8 protein-coding genes are annotated in these 14,439 nt (G+C 68.6%); 5 read left to right on the top strand and 3 right to left on the bottom strand.

Features of this window, described 5'->3' with window-relative positions:
* Positions 1-86: 86 nt before the first annotated feature.
* The 3 genes from ACILRJ_RS10030 to rsfS all read right to left on the bottom strand — a co-directional run bounded on the left by ACILRJ_RS10030 (position 87) and on the right by rsfS (position 3,176).
* Positions 87-2,024 carry a M61 family peptidase gene (locus tag ACILRJ_RS10030; protein WP_395682938.1) on the bottom strand — a complete coding sequence of 646 codons (1,938 nt, stop codon included), beginning with the start codon at positions 2,022-2,024 and terminating at the stop codon, positions 87-89.
* A 162-nt stretch (positions 2,025-2,186) separates the two neighbouring features.
* Positions 2,187-2,657, bottom strand: coding sequence for a 23S rRNA (pseudouridine(1915)-N(3))-methyltransferase RlmH (gene rlmH / locus ACILRJ_RS10025; protein WP_395682936.1), 471 nt, complete (start codon positions 2,655-2,657; stop codon positions 2,187-2,189).
* A gap of 162 nt (positions 2,658-2,819) precedes the next feature.
* Entirely contained in the window at positions 2,820-3,176 is a 357-nt protein-coding gene (rsfS, locus tag ACILRJ_RS10020) for a ribosome silencing factor (protein WP_395683084.1), read from the bottom strand.
* 662 nt (positions 3,177-3,838) lie between these two features.
* Between rsfS and ACILRJ_RS10015 the strand changes: the two genes are divergently transcribed.
* The 5 genes from ACILRJ_RS10015 (at position 3,839) to ACILRJ_RS09995 (ending at position 14,427) form a co-directional block, all read left to right on the top strand.
* Positions 3,839-4,405 (top strand): RNA polymerase sigma factor, encoded by a 567-nt coding sequence (locus tag ACILRJ_RS10015; RefSeq protein ID WP_395682934.1) that lies wholly within the window; start codon positions 3,839-3,841, stop codon positions 4,403-4,405.
* On the top strand, positions 4,402-5,982 hold the full coding sequence (locus ACILRJ_RS10010; protein ID WP_395682932.1) for a serine/threonine-protein kinase: 1,581 nt from the start codon (positions 4,402-4,404) through the stop codon (positions 5,980-5,982). Before ACILRJ_RS10015 ends, ACILRJ_RS10010 begins: the two co-directional genes overlap by 4 nt.
* Before the next feature lie 62 nt (positions 5,983-6,044).
* Positions 6,045-8,762, top strand: a complete 2,718-nt coding sequence (locus tag ACILRJ_RS10005; protein ID WP_395682930.1) for a Calx-beta domain-containing protein — start codon at positions 6,045-6,047, stop codon at positions 8,760-8,762.
* An 88-nt stretch (positions 8,763-8,850) separates the two neighbouring features.
* The gene (locus ACILRJ_RS10000; protein ID WP_395682928.1) at positions 8,851-11,319 is read left to right on the top strand and encodes a NosD domain-containing protein; all 2,469 of its coding nucleotides are present in this window, start codon (positions 8,851-8,853) and stop codon (positions 11,317-11,319) included.
* A 99-nt stretch (positions 11,320-11,418) separates the two neighbouring features.
* A complete protein-coding gene (locus ACILRJ_RS09995) occupies positions 11,419-14,427 on the top strand; it encodes a CHAT domain-containing protein (RefSeq protein ID WP_395682925.1) in 3,009 nt (1,002 codons plus the stop codon).
* Positions 14,428-14,439: the final 12 nt, after the last annotated feature.

Genomic DNA, 14,439 nt, shown 5'->3' with positions numbered 1-14,439 from the left:
GCAGGATCCCGGCATCGGATTCGGCATTCATCGCGAAGAAAGGGCTGGATCGCCGGAGTCGTGAACATCGCGATCGCTGCATGCTTTCAATCCGCGCCGGCGCCGCGCCGCGCGAGCAGTGCCGACAGCGTGTCCTGCGTTCCGTCGATGCGCTGCAGGTGGGGATAGCGCCGTCCTTTGCCTGCATCGACGTCGACGACCTCTTCCTTTCCGTCGAAAGCAATGCCCAGGTGCACGCGTCCGTTTGGTGCGGCCGAGGCGATGGCGCGGTCGAGCGCCTCGGGGCTGAATGGCGCGCCGTCGACGGTGTTCACGCGCGCGCCGGGCACGATACCGGCCGCGAACGCGGGGCCGTCCCATGCGACCGATTTCACGAGGCCTGACGACGCCACGGTCAGGCCGATGGACCAGGTCAGGTCGGCAACGCCATCGGCCACTTCATTGAGGCGGAAATACGCGCTCGGCGTGTCGCGGAACACCAGTTGCCAGCCGTGGGCGGCGAGGCCGTCGAGAATGTCCTTGCTGTCGTGGGTGTCGAGTTTGTGCCGCAGGACATCGGACCATTGGCCAGGACAGAGACGATCGAGCGTGGCGGCGACATCGGGCTCCTTGTACGTCCTGTATCGCTCGCCGGCCTTCCTGTTCGCTGCGGCGAAGAACAGTGCGGCGAAATCGTCCATGCCTTTCGCGCCGTGGCTGCATCGGCGCAGTTGCGCGTCGATGTCGAGCCAGAACAGGACGCCTTCGACGTAGTAGTCCTCGCGCCGTTGCCAGTCGCGCCAATGGACCGCGCCATTCTGGATCAGCGGATCGTTGCCGCTGTCGGCGAGCGATTTCCAGCGACGGCCTGGCCGCGACTGCACGATCGCCGCATCCAGCGCGAGCGCATCGAGCGTCTCCTGCATGCTTCGCAATCCGGCCCGAGCCGCAATCACGCGCGACCAGAACTCCGTCTGGCCCTCGTACAGCCACAGCATCGTACCCGTCGCCGGCTCGTTCGGCGTCGCGGTGGCCATGTCGGCCGGGATTCGCCACAGTCCGTTCCATGCGTGGATGAACTCGTGCGGCACGACGTCGATGTACGGCACGGCTGCGGCAGGGTTCGCGAGGAAATCCGCTGGCAGGAACACTTCGCCGGATGCCGCGTGCTCGATGCCGCCCGGGCCCGGCAAACGGTCGTCGAGCGCGAAAAGGAATTCGTAGTGCTCGAACGGAGGGCGTCCGAACACCGCTTCGACTTCTTTCACGACGGCGGCCAGCGGACGATCGAACGCGGCGGCATGTTCGATGGCGTCCGCGTCGCGGGCAATCCAGTGCGCGTGCACGGGCGCGGCAGCGCCGGTGATGAGGCGCGCATCCACGTGGCGGGACGCGAACACCGGCGCGTCGAGAAGCCGGTCGAGTGTCACCGGCGCGAACCGCACGAGCGCGCCGTCCCGAGTGCCCTCCAGCGAAGTGGCGGGCGACATTCCAGCGGGCAGCGTGATCGTCGCCTGCACGGACAGCAGGCGTACCGGCCAGCCTGCCGGATAGACCAGCACATGGTTCCAGGACAGGCCGACAAACCCGTCCAGCACCGTGGCCGATGCCTCGCGCCCGAGCGGCGCGAGGTACTGGAACTCGACTTCGAGCTCGTGCGTGCCAGCCGGCACCACCACCTCGAAGGCATGCACGCGACCGGGTTCACGCTTCCACTGCAACGGCTTGCCGTCGACCGTGATCGTCAACCCGGCGAGGCGATGGGCGGAGATCGACGGCGCATGGCTGGCTGCATCCCACTGCGGATAGAGCAGCACCGTTGTCCCGGCGCGCTGCACCGGGATTCGCTCGCGCACCGTGACGATGCGTCGACGCGTGTCCGTGAGATCAACGTCCAGCGTGGTAAGGCCCTTGAACGGCGCGACCGCTCCGGCACGCATGGTTGAAGGGCCATGGGTTGCCGCCAGGGCCGGCGAAGGCAGCAGGGGCGAGGCGAGCAGCGCGAATGCAAGCGCGCGCAGTCTGGAACCGGGAGTGCGATGCATGGATGGGCAGTGACGATCCGGGAGGTGGCCATGCTACGGGAGCAGCCTGGCAGGGTCTGCGTGCCCAACGTCACGCCAGTGAATGCGGAAACCCGTACGCGACGCGAACCGCGTGCGCGGCAATGAAGGGTTCCACGGAGTTCATTCGGTGTCCAAGCGAAGTCACGCGCGGTGGTACGGGTGCCCCGCATTGATCGACACGGCGCGATACAACTGCTCGGCGACGACGAGTCGCACCAGCATGTGCGGCAGGGTCAGCGGACCGAGCGACCAGCTCTGGTTCGCGCGCGCGAGCACGTCGGTTGCGTGGCCGTCGGGTCCGCCGATGAGGATCGCGAGGTCGCGGCCTTGCATGCGCCAGGCGCCGAGCTGTTCGGCCAGTTGTTCGCTCGACCACGGTTTGCCACGGCCGTCGAGCGCGACGACGTGGGCGTCCTTGGACAGCGCCGCGAGTACGGCGGCGCCTTCATCGGCGATCGCACGTTGTGCGTCGCGACCCTTGCCGCGGTTGCCGAGTTCGATCTCGACGAGGTCGAGCGGTAGGTCGCGCGAGAGGCGCTTCCTGTATTCGGCGAAGCCGTCCGCGACCCAGGCGGGCATGCGTTCGCCGACGGAGATGAGGCGGGTCTTCATGCGACGTGCGTCGGGGCGGGACGGCTGGCGCGAAAGGAATCAGGAGCATCGCGGCTTCCGCCGCTCCCACGGGGGAAATCGAGGGCATCGCGGTCGCAGCCGCTCCTGCGGAAGCTCGGAATTTGCGCGAAGGCGTGCATCCAGGCGCTCCGCGCGGATGATTCAGCCGGCGAGCGTTGCCGGTGCGTCGTCGCCGACGGTCCACAGGCGCTCTAGGCCGTAGAACTCGCGCGTGCGCGGCAGCATCACGTGCACGATCACGTCGCCGAGGTCGACCAGCACCCATTCGCCTTCGCGCTGGCCTTCGACACCGATCGGCGGGTTGCCGGCGTGCTTGGCCTTCTTCACGACTTCGTCGGCGATCGACTTCACATGGCGCGACGAAGTGCCGCTCGCAATCACCAGCAGATCGGTCACGCCGCTCTTTTCGCGCACGTCGATTTCGGTGACGTCCTTCGCCTTGAGGTCGTCGAGCGCGCCGATCACGATCTTGCGCAGGCGCGCGCCAGCATCCGGCAGCTTGGGGGCCTTGGCTTTCGCCGCGGGCGGGGCGGACTTTGCCGGACCCGCCTTGGCGATCGCCTTGCCGCCACGCAGACTGGCTGGCGCCTTGCGCGGGGCGGGCTTCGTCGCAGGAACAGGCCGCTTCGCCGCCGGCTTCTTCGCAACGGTCTTCTTCGCGGTCGGCGGCGATTTCGAGGCAGCCGTTTTCTTGCGGGGGGCGGAGGCGCTGGTGGCCTTCGGGGTTGCGGCTTTGCGCGGCCGTGCGCGCGTTTCCGACGTAGCCAAGTGGGAGCGACCTCTTCGTGAGCGGAGCGCCAGCAGTGGCGCGGCCGCAGTATAGGCGCAATCCCGTTTGCGGGCGCGCGGACGGGTCCTTCGCCCTTCCTGGCGCCGTTCGCGTTGGGCGCAGCGCGCTTCCGGCTCCGTTCGCGTTGAGCGCAGCGAGCGGAGCGAGCGAAGTCGAAACGCCATGCGCCCGAACCCTTCGACTCCGGCCCTGCGGGCCTGCGCTCAGGGCGAACGGATTCACCGACCGCCCCGAACCCTTCGACTCCGGCCCGCGGGCCCTTCGACTGCGCTCAGGACAGGCCTGCGCTCAGGGCAAAAGGGTTTACCTGCGCCCAGAGCCTGCCCCGAACTGGGCAGGGCCACGCCAACGGGCATGCTATAAGCCGCGCATGCAGACCGAGGAAACCACCGCCCTGCTGCTCGACCGCGCCCGCGGCGGCGACGACGCCGCGCGCGAGCGCCTGGCCGCGCGCTACCTGCCGATGCTGCGGCGCTGGGCGCATGGACGGCTGCCGCCGTCGACGCGCGATCTCACCGACACCGACGATCTTGTTCAGGTCACCCTCTTCCGCGTGTTGAAGCAGATAGGCCGGTTCGAGTACGGCGGCGCGGGCAGCTTCCTGGCGTACCTGCGCAGCACCCTGCTGAACCTGCTGCGCAACGAGATCCGTCGCGTTGCGCGACGCGGCGAGAGCCTCGAATTGGACGAGGCCCTGGTCGAGGACGACACGGCATCGCCGCTGGAACAGGCGATCGGGCGCGAACGCCTGGAACGCTACGAGGCGGCGCTGGAAGCGCTGCCGGCGCGCGCCCGCGAGCTGGTCATCATGCGGCTGGAGTTCGACATGACCTATGAAGACATCGCCAACGAAGTGCAATCGACACCGGATGCGGTACGCATGGCGATCCGCCGCGCGGTCGAGGCGCTGGCGCGCACGCTCGGTGGCCGCCCATGACGACGCAAGCGGACCAACACGGCCTGGTCGACCGGCTCGTCGACGGCGAGCCGATCGACTGGAGTCGCGCGACCGCGAGCGATGCCAGCCTGCTCGACGCGCTGCACACACTCGACCAGGTGCGCAGCGCCTACCAGCGCATCGGCGCAGCGCCCGCGCCGCATGTGCCGACCCTGTTCCAGTGGGGCCCGCTTGCGGTACAGGAGAAGATCGGCAGCGGCGCCAGCGCGGAGGTCTATCGCGCCTGGGACGCCGGCCTCGCGACCACGGTCGCACTGAAGCTGCTGCGGCCGGAAGCCGCGGCTGCCGGCCTGCGCAGCAATGAATTCCTGCATGAGGGGCGCCTGCTCGCGCGACTCAGCCAGCGCAACGTGTTGCGCGTATACGGCGCCGCGGTGCACGACGGACGTCCGGGCATCTGGAACGAATGGATCGACGGACGCACGCTCGATGCGATCGTCGCAGCGGACGGACCGTTCTCCGACGCCGAAGCCGCGCATATCGGCATCGAACTGTGCGCCGCGCTCGGCGCGATCCACGCGGCCGGCCTGCTGCACGGCGACGTCAAGGCAAGCAATGTCATGCGCGCGCGTGGCGGGCGCATCGTGCTCGCCGATCTCGGCGCGGCTGGCGCGCCGGACACCTTGAACGGTTCGCTGCGCACGCAGGCGACTCCCGCGTATCTCTCGCCACAGTCGCGCAATGGTGCGCCGCGCGCGGCGACCGACGACCTGTATGCGCTCGGCGTGCTGCTGCATTTCCTGCTGAGCGGCACCTACCCGGACGACGCCGGCAGGAACCTGCGCGAATCGAAGCCGACGATCGGCGCGCCGCTCGCCGAGGTGATCGAGCACGCGTTGTCGCCCGATCCGCAACGCCGCTACGCGAACGCGCATGCGTTCGGCGATGCGCTGCTCGCGACCCAGGGCGGCGCGCGTGGGATGACGAAACCCAGCGGGCATCGCGCGCCGTTGCTGGTTGCGGCAGCCCTGCTCGCGACGCTGCTTGCAGCCGGCGCGTGGTGGACATCGCGTACGACAGGCTGGCAGCAGAACGTCGAACTCGCGCGTCGCACCGCCACCGGGGGCGAGCCGTTGCGCGATGGCGCCGAACTGCGGCTCGGCGATCGCATCGGCCTCACGCTCTCGTCGAACCGGCAAACCTGGGCCTATGTCCTGAATGAGGATCAGGCCGGCACGCTGCACGTGCTGTTCCCGCTCGCGAGCCTCGCGCAGGCCAATCCACTGCCCGCCCAGGTCCAAATCCACTTGCCCGGCCAGCAGGGCGGCCGCGCGCTGTCGTGGGAAGTGTCGAGCAACGGCGGTCGCGAGGAATTCCTCGTGATCCTCGCCGATCGGCCGATGCAGGCGCTTGAACAGCGACTTGCCGGTTACGCAGCGGCAACCAGCGATGCGCCGCAACGCGGCATCGGGCGCGTCAGCAGCGAACCGCTGGTGAACGTCCGCGTGCAGGGACGGCAACTCAATGCGTTGCTGTCCGAGTCGGCCGCCGAACTCGTCGACACACGCCACGTGCGCGTGCTGGCCTACCACTTCGGCACGTCCGACACGCGCTGACATGCGTGTTCGGATCGGCGTCCCGCGGTGTTCCGTTGAAGGAACCTCGCGGGAACAGCCCCATGACACGCACGCTCGCAACACTCCTGCTTTTCCTGCTGCCACTGGCCGCACCCGCCGCCACCTGCACGTGGAACACGCCGTCGGGAAACTGGAGCGTGGCTTCCAACTGGAGCGGCTGCGCGGATGCCGCGGGGCCCTCCACGCGCGCTCCGGGCAGCGGCGACACCGCGGTGCTGGCCAACGGCACCGCGGACCTCGACATCTCCCCGACCGTCGCCGAGTTCGAGCTCGGCGGCAACGGCGTGCTGTCGGTGGTCGGATCCACCAAGACTTTCGACGTGACGTCCAGGCTGCGCTTCGCCGGTGGCCGCGCGACGACGGTCCTCGGCAGCAACCAGTTGCTGCTGTATCTGCACGCGGGCGGCAGCGGTTCGCTGCTCGCGCCGACCACCCTCGAGAACGCGGTGTTCTTCGAGAACTCCGGCACGCTGACGCTTGGCTCGGCGGGCGGCACCGCACTGACCCTGCTCGTCGCGAGCGAAGTGCGCAACATGGCGGGTGGAACGACCGCGATCGCGGGTGGCAATTCGCGCCTGTACCTCGACGGCAGCAGCCAGCTGGTCAACAACGCCGGGGCCATGCTGACGATCAGCGGCAATACGGTGATCGGCCGTGCGACGCCGGCATCGAACTACGCGATCGTCAAGAACCTCGGAACGATGGTCGTCAACGGCCCGGGCACCCTGGACATGCCGTTCGGCGGCAGCTTCTCCGCGTTCCAGCAGTACGGCGACCTGACGGTGAACAATGCGAGCATCGTCTGCAGCCAGGTGGCGACCGACAAGTGCTCGTTCCGCGACGCGAACGGCATGCCCGCGCCAGCGATCACGCGGCTCAACAACGCCGTGCTCGACCTCGGCGGCGCCGCGGTCTCCTATTCACTCGGCGACGTGTCCACATTGGCCGGTACCGGCACCGTGCAGGCCTCGATCGTGCTTCGCGGACGGATCGCGCCGGGCGCGCTCGCCGGCACGCCGTACGGCACGCTCGTGGTGAGCGGCGCGGTGACCGTGCAGGAGACGGGCATCCTCGATGTCGACCTCGGTGGAAGCGCGGGCGGCAGCCACGACCTCGTCCAGGCCGGCGGCGCCGCGAGTGCAGGCTTCCCGACCAGTTTCGACGGCCAGGGACGCCTCGTCCTTCGCCTCGCGGGAGGCTATGCGCCGCCGCTCGGCGCGGTCGTGCCGGTGATGACGTACGCAAGCGTGACCGCGGGTGCGAGCTTCAATCGCATCGACGCCAACTACCCACTCGACTATGCCGCGCGCTTCGCACCGACCGCGCTGGAGGTATTCCCGGCGCCACGCGTCACGATCAGCGACGCGAGCGTCGTCGAAGGCGCGACGGGCATGACGCCGATGGGATTCAATGTCCACCTGTCGCAGCCGACCACGCAGGCGGTCACGGTCGAGGTGCGCAACCGCGACGGCACGGCCGTCTACGGCACGTCGCCGTCGGGCGACTACCTGCTGCCGTCCGACTACGTGTTCACGTTCGCACCGGGCGAGGTGCTGAAGACCCAGGTGTATCCGGTCAATGGCGACGGCGTGGTCGAAGGCAACGAGTCCTTCGCGGTGGACCTGTACCGCAACAAGGTGACCAACGCAGCGCTCGGCAACGGCGTGCCCGGCAGTCCGACCGCGACCGGCACGATCATCAGCGACGAGATCGCGCCCGGCACGCGCTTCGTGCTCGTCGGCAAGGACAACGGAACCAGCGGCAGGAAGATCCGCCGTTACACCACCGGCGGTACCTTCATCGACGATTGGGATGACCGCTTGCCGAGTGGATTCGGCTACATCGTCACGGGCATCTGCTTCGCCCCGAACGGCAACGTGCTCGCGACCCGGTTCGCCTATCCCGGGCCGGTCCTTTACAGCCGCTTCGGCGCGATCCTCGACGAGGACTTCACGCGCCATCCGCTCGGCAATGCGACCTTCGCCAACCACGAATCATGCGTGTTCGACCACGCCGGCAATGTCTACATCGGGCAGGCCGGCGGCTCGAGCTCGCCGGATGACCAGGTACCGGTGCTGAAGTTCGATCGCTATGGCACGCGGCTCGACACGCTCGTGCTGCCGACGGGCCCGCGCGGCACCGACTGGATCGATCTCGCGGGTGACGACTGCACGCTCTACTACACGTCCGAAGACACCGACGTGCGCCGCTACAACGCCTGCACGCACACCGTGTTGCCGATGTTCGCGACCGGCCTCACGCCGCCTTACTGCTATGCGTTGCGCATTCGACCGAACCGCGAGGTGATGGTCGCGTGCCAGGAAGCGGTGCATCGCCTGAGTCCGCAGGGCGCGAACCTGCACACCTATACGCGCACGAGCATCGGCGAGACCGATGCGAGCGGCCTGTTCGCGATGAACCTCGATCCGGACGGCACCTCCTTCTGGACCGCGGGCGCGAACAGCGGCAACGTCTACCACGTCGACATCGCCAGCGGTGCGGTGCTCGGCAGCTTCAACAGCGGCCAGGGGGGCGTCGCGGGCCTGGCTGTCTACGACGAGCTGCATGACGACGTGATCTTCCAGGACGGATTCGACCCGCCGCCTGCGCTGGTACCGGTCGTCGCGAAACTCGGCCCGCATCCGCAAGCCGACTGCGAAAGGGAACAACAGTTCTGGCCCGAGGTGCGCGAGATGCCGCCGTTCGTGCCGTCGTGGATGGCGCTGGTGGCCGTGCGTGAGGAAGACTGCGAAGAATGAGCACCGCGGCGGCGCATCTCGGACGCCGCGATGTTCGGAATCGCACCGCGTGGTGTTCCTAGGGAAACGGATTCCCGAGGCCTCGACGATGTCCATCCGCCTGCGCACGCTCCCCTGGCTGGCACTGCTGCTCATCGCATGCCTGCACAAACCCGCCTTCGCCACCGAAGAGCGCTGCGTCGACACCAGTGGCGAGTTGCTCGGAGCGATCCTGCTTGCGGTCGACGACGATGTCGTGATCCACGTCGTGCAGGGCACCTACCACCTCGACGTCAATCCGCTCGACCTTATCGACGACCCGTCGTTCGGCTACACGATCACGATCGTCGGCGGCTACAACAGTGCGTGCACGTCGCGCAGCCTCGATCCGCACCTGACCACGATCACCGGCGACGCAGACATCGTGCAGTTGCAGACCTACGATTCGCTCGACATCGACTCGATCCGCTTCGCGCACATCGCGGGCGGCGTCTGGCTCGAGGCAGTGTCCTACGGCGGCAGCGGGCCGGACGAGCAGGTAACACTGCGCCGCGTGATCTTCGAGGACCTGTGCACGAGCGGGAGCTGCAACGGCGTCAACAACGGCGGCTACGCGGTCGGGATCAACAGCGACGCGGTCTCGATGTCGCACGTGCTCGCGGTGCACAACGCACATTCCGGGTGTGCGCTGTACGTCGACAACCACGATCTCGATGACGTGTTCCTGTCCTATTCCGTGGTCGGCGACAACGCCGGCGACGGCCTCTGCATCACGGACACGCAGTTCGCCGACGACGACTACCGCCTGCACGCGGAGAACAACATCTTCTGGGACAACGCGGGCGGCCAGGACATCCGCACGCGCGCGTCGGGACACCTGACATTGCGCAACAACATCTACCAGGTGCTGGATGCCTCGCCTGCTCCGATCGGCGCGCCAACCGGTACGCTCAACCAGGATCCCGACTTTACCGCGCCGGCGAGCAACGACTACCACCTGCAGGTCGGTTCGCCGGCCGTCAACAGCGGCACGCCGTTCGTTTCCAACCCGCTCACCCAGGATATCGACGGCGGCCCGCGCACCGTCGGTTCCGCGCCCGACCGCGGCGTCTACGAGACCAATATCGACGATACCAACACGCTCGTCGTGACTACCACCGCGGACCAGCTCGTGCCGCAGATCACCGGCTCGCTGCGCTGGGCGATCACGCAGGCGAACGCCGACGGTGGCCTCAACTACATCCACTTCAACATCCCCGGTGGCTGCCCGCGCATCATCACCCTCGCGGCGCCGCTGCCGACGATCACCGATCGCGTGATCATCGACGGCTACACCCAGCCGGGCAGCGCGGAAAACACCGCCGCCTACGGCTTCAATGCGGACATCTGCATCGGCATCCGCGGCGATCTCTCCGACGATTACGCGTTCCGCATTCCCTCGTCGGTCAGCGCCTCTCACTACCTGCAGCTGAGCGGCGTCGCGATTGGCGGTTTCGACAACGCCGCGGTCGACCTGCAGGGTGGCGCGGGCTCGTGGATCCACGGCGTGCAGTTCGCCGGTACGCTCGGCAGCACCGCGCTCGGCAACAACGCGGTGAACATCCGCGTCTCGGGTAGCTCGACCTACTACAACCTGATCGGCGGCGAGGAGACGGCAGACCGCAACATCATCCCGTACGCGTGGGTCACCGGCGTGCTCATGCTGGCGACGCATGCGAACGGAAGCACGGTGCAGAACAACTACATCGGCACCAGCGCGAACGGACTTGCCGCGGCGCCGAACCAGGTCGGCATCCAGGTCACCGGCAGCCACCACACGATCCGCGACAACCTCATCTCCGGCAACCAGAGCTACGGCATCGAACTCGCCGGCACGTCCGCGCTCGACAACTTCATCGCCTCGAACCGGGTCGGCGTCCGCTCGATCACGCTGTGCCTGCCGACGTGCGGCCCTTCGGACCTGCCGAACATTGCCGACGGCATCCGCATCCACGGCGACGCACACGACAATTCGATCAACAGCAACACGATCGCATGGAATGGCGGCGCGGGCGTGCGCATCGTCGACGGCCTGCACAATTCCCTGCTCAGCAACACCATCTACGAGAACGACGGACTCGGCATCGACCTCAATGCCGCCGGCGTCGATCCGGTCGACAACGATGCCGCGCCCGGCGCCGCCAATCTGGCCAACCGCGGACTCAACTATCCGGCGCTGAGCCTCGCCGAGGGCGGCAAGCATCGCGGCCATGTGGTCACGGCGTTCGTCTCCACCAACGGCACCTATCTGGTGCAGTTGTTCTCCGACGGCAGCTGCGATGCCTCCGGCCATGGCGAAGGTCGCAAATACCACAGCACCAGCGTCGCGACGATCGACAATGCCTCGCCGGGCAGCAACGGCAGCGTGATCGTCGACATCCCGGTCAGTTCGACCAGCGCCCTGGGCGGCCGCCAGTTTTCGATGGTCGTGCGCGACCTGGCTGGCAACTCCTCCGAGTTCTCGAATTGCGCGGCCTACACCTGCGACCAGATCTTCGGCTACGGCGGCGACGGCAGCAGCGCCGATACCTGTCCCTGACGGGAGGTTTGATCGAGGCGGACGCCATGGCCGGCCCGGCGGGTCTAGAATCGCGGCACGGAGGCTGGCATGCGCGAACCGGGGAAACGCGGGAACTGGATGACCGTCGCCACCTGCGGCCTCTCGCTTCTGTGCGCGCCATGGGCATGGGCGGGTGACGATCCGGAAGGCCTGGTGGCGCGCGGAGCATGCAAAGCGGCGCAACTGGCTGCCGCGGCCGGCGTCGCGCGCGCGGAATCGACCCGACGGGATGCGGCGATTGCCGACGCGCTCGCCCTGCGTTCGCAGATCGCACTCGCCTGCGCGCGACCCGAAACGCCGGGACTGGACGAATGGCTCGCGCGCGAGCTGCAGTTGCGCATGCCTTCGGGAGCGGCGAGTGCCGCGGTTGCAACGGTAAGGCTGCAGCAGGCACGCGTACTGCTGCAGCGGAGCCGGCTCGACGATGCGCTGGCTGCACTGCAGGATCTCGATCGCGAGGCGGCAGCAGCCAAATGGCCCACGCCGCTGCAGGCGCGCATCGCCAACCAGCTCGGCACGATCCACAACATTCGTGCGGACGCGCCCGCAGCGATCGCCGCGAGCGATCGCGGGATCGCGTTGGCACGTGTGGCGCACGATGACGAAAGCCTCCTGCTGGGCCTGAAGAACCGGGGCCACGCGCTGATCCGGCAGCGCAAGGGCGCCGAGGCGATGGCTCAGCTCGCCGAAGCGGAACGCATCGCCCGCACGCGATTCGGCGACCGCAGCTGGCGACTCGCCGACATCCTGCGCACCAAGGCGAAGGCGGCGCGCGAGAACGGCGACCACGGCGCCGCGATCGATGCGCTCGAGCAATCGCTGGTGATCCAGCGCGCGCAGGCGGAGCCGGACCAGCGCGACATCGCGGCCACCCTGCTCGTGCTCGGCCAGTCGCTGAAGATTTCCGGCGACAAGGAACGCGCGGGCCCGGTCTACGAGCAGGCGCTCGCCGCCGACAGCCTCGACCCCGACCCGAGCGGCCGCATGCGCGCGGCCACGCTGCACGGCCTGGCAAACCTCGAGCGCGATCTCGGTCGCAACGAGCAGGCGATCGCGCACTACCTCGAAGCCGAACCGCTGTTCGACAAGAGCTTCGGTGCGCAATCGATACCGCTCGCGCAGGTGCTCAACAACCACGCCAATGCCGAGGCGAACCTCGGCCACCTCGACGCCGCGAAAGCGCTGTACCAACGCGCACTGGACATCGCGCACGCGCGCAAGAGCACCGATCCTGCGGACTACCTGCCGCAGACGAACCTCGCGATGCTGCAGGTACGGCAAGGACTCTTTGCCGACGCCGAACCCGGCTTTCGCGAAACGCTTGCGCGCCTGCAGGAAACCAGTGCGGGCAGCGAGGCAAGCACGCTGTTTTCCTCGATGGGCCTGGCGGCGAGCCTGTGGGGGCAGCGAAGGTTCGACGAGGCGTTCGACGAGGCCGCGGCAGCCGAACGGACACGCCAGGCCGCGCTGCGCCTGGCCGCGAGCCATCTCGGCGAACGGCAGGCGGTGAACCTGCAGGAATACCTGCGACCTACCCTGGACCAGGTCACCTCGATCGCGATCGCGAGCGGCAAGCCCGCGCACCTCGAGCGCGCATGGGAACTCGGCATGGCCGCCCGCGACCAGCTGACCGCGATCCGCGCGCAACGCCTCGCGTCGGCTCGCGCCAGCGACGATCCGAAACTCGCGGCGTTGTGGCAGGCGTGGCGCGACGCGAGCGCCGCGCTCGCGCGCAGCGAACTCGCCGGCGCCAATGCGGATGCACGCGCCGAAGCGCAGCTGCACCTGGATCGCGCCGAACGCGCACTCGCTGGCGCGACCCCGCTGGCGGCTGCACTGGCGGGTACGCGGCTCGATTTCGACGCCCTGCGCCGCAACTTGCCGGCCGGCAATTCGCTCGTGATGTTCACCGTATCGCAACAACGCAACGCGGCGGACTTCGCCAGCGACGACGCCGAACGGCGCAGCCCGGACCTCTACGCGTTCGTGCTGGCCAGCGCGGAAGCGCCGGTGCGCGCCGTGCGCCTTGGTGAACTGGAATCGATCTCGCGCGAGATCGACGCATGGAGCGCGGCACTGGCCGATCGCGACGTCGCGCTCGCCGCCGTCGAGCAGCGCGGCCGCGCGCTGCGCGGGAAACTGTGGCAGCCGATCGCCGCGGCAGGCGCGGGCACGCACTGGCTGGTGCTTTCGACCGGTGCGCTGTATCGCATGCCGTGGAGCGCATTGCCGGATGGCGACGGCTATCTCGCCGAACGCGGATTCCGCGCACACGAACTCAATCACGAACGCGAGCTGCAGGCGCCCGCCGCGCCGCAGGCGGCGCCGCGGCTGCTCGCGGTCGCCGATCCGGTCGTCGGCACGTCCTCGCGGGTCGCACGACGCGGCTGCGGCACGGGCCTGGCGGCACTGCCGGGCGCGCGCCGCGAAAGCGCAGCGCTTGGTGCGCTCTGGCGCAACCGCTTCGGCGACGCGGCGCAAGCGACGATGCTGCTCGGCGCCGATGCCACCGAGGCGAAGCTGCGCGCAATGGCGGCCAACGCGGACATCCTGCACTTCGGCACGCACGGCATCAGTGCGAACGCCGATTGCGACAACCAGACGACATCGCTCGCGCTTCGCGGTTTCGCGCTGGCGGCGGACGTTCCGCTCGATCCGGCCGCGCCGGCGATCGCGCCGACGGCCCTACTGCTGTCCGCCGGCAGCGCGGACGACAGCAGCGACGATGGCGTGCTGACCGCGGAGGAAATCGCGACGCTCGATCTGTCGCACGCGGGCTGGGCGGTGCTCGCGGCGTGCACGACCGCGCGCGGATCGACGCATCGCTACGAAGGGCTGTTCGGACTTGCGCGCGCGTTCCGCCTCGCCGGCGCGCGCACCGTGCTGACCAGCCTGTGGCCGGTCGACGATGCCGCGACCGCGGAATGGACCCAGGCGCTGTATGCCGCCCGCATCGGCGAGGGGCTCGACACCGCGGCGTCGATGGCCGCGGCGCAGCGCAGCGTGCTCGCCGCACGCCGCGCGCGCGGCGATTCCACCCATCCTTACTACTGGGCCGCATTCACGGCCGCCGGCGACTGGCGCTGAGCGCCGACGCCG

The sequence above is a fragment of the Dokdonella sp. genome (assembly GCF_044227025.1).
GTDB lineage: Bacteria > Pseudomonadota > Gammaproteobacteria > Xanthomonadales > Rhodanobacteraceae > Dokdonella_A.
Note: the sequence above shows the minus strand (reverse complement) of the source record. Positions and strands in the feature narration are given on the sequence as shown.

Excerpts from the sequence above, each read along its gene's own strand:
- ACILRJ_RS10030 (WP_395682938.1), bottom strand. The coding sequence starts at position 2,024 with ATGCATCGCACTCCCGGTTCCAGACTGCGCGCGCTTGCATTCGCGCTG.
- rlmH (WP_395682936.1), bottom strand. The coding sequence starts at position 2,657 with ATGAAGACCCGCCTCATCTCCGTCGGCGAACGCATGCCCGCCTGGGTC.
- ACILRJ_RS10015 (WP_395682934.1), top strand. The coding sequence starts at position 3,839 with ATGCAGACCGAGGAAACCACCGCCCTGCTGCTCGACCGCGCCCGCGGC.
- ACILRJ_RS10010 (WP_395682932.1), top strand. The coding sequence starts at position 4,402 with ATGACGACGCAAGCGGACCAACACGGCCTGGTCGACCGGCTCGTCGAC.
- ACILRJ_RS10005 (WP_395682930.1), top strand. The coding sequence starts at position 6,045 with ATGACACGCACGCTCGCAACACTCCTGCTTTTCCTGCTGCCACTGGCC.
- ACILRJ_RS10000 (WP_395682928.1), top strand. The coding sequence starts at position 8,851 with ATGTCCATCCGCCTGCGCACGCTCCCCTGGCTGGCACTGCTGCTCATC.
- ACILRJ_RS09995 (WP_395682925.1), top strand. The coding sequence starts at position 11,419 with ATGACCGTCGCCACCTGCGGCCTCTCGCTTCTGTGCGCGCCATGGGCA.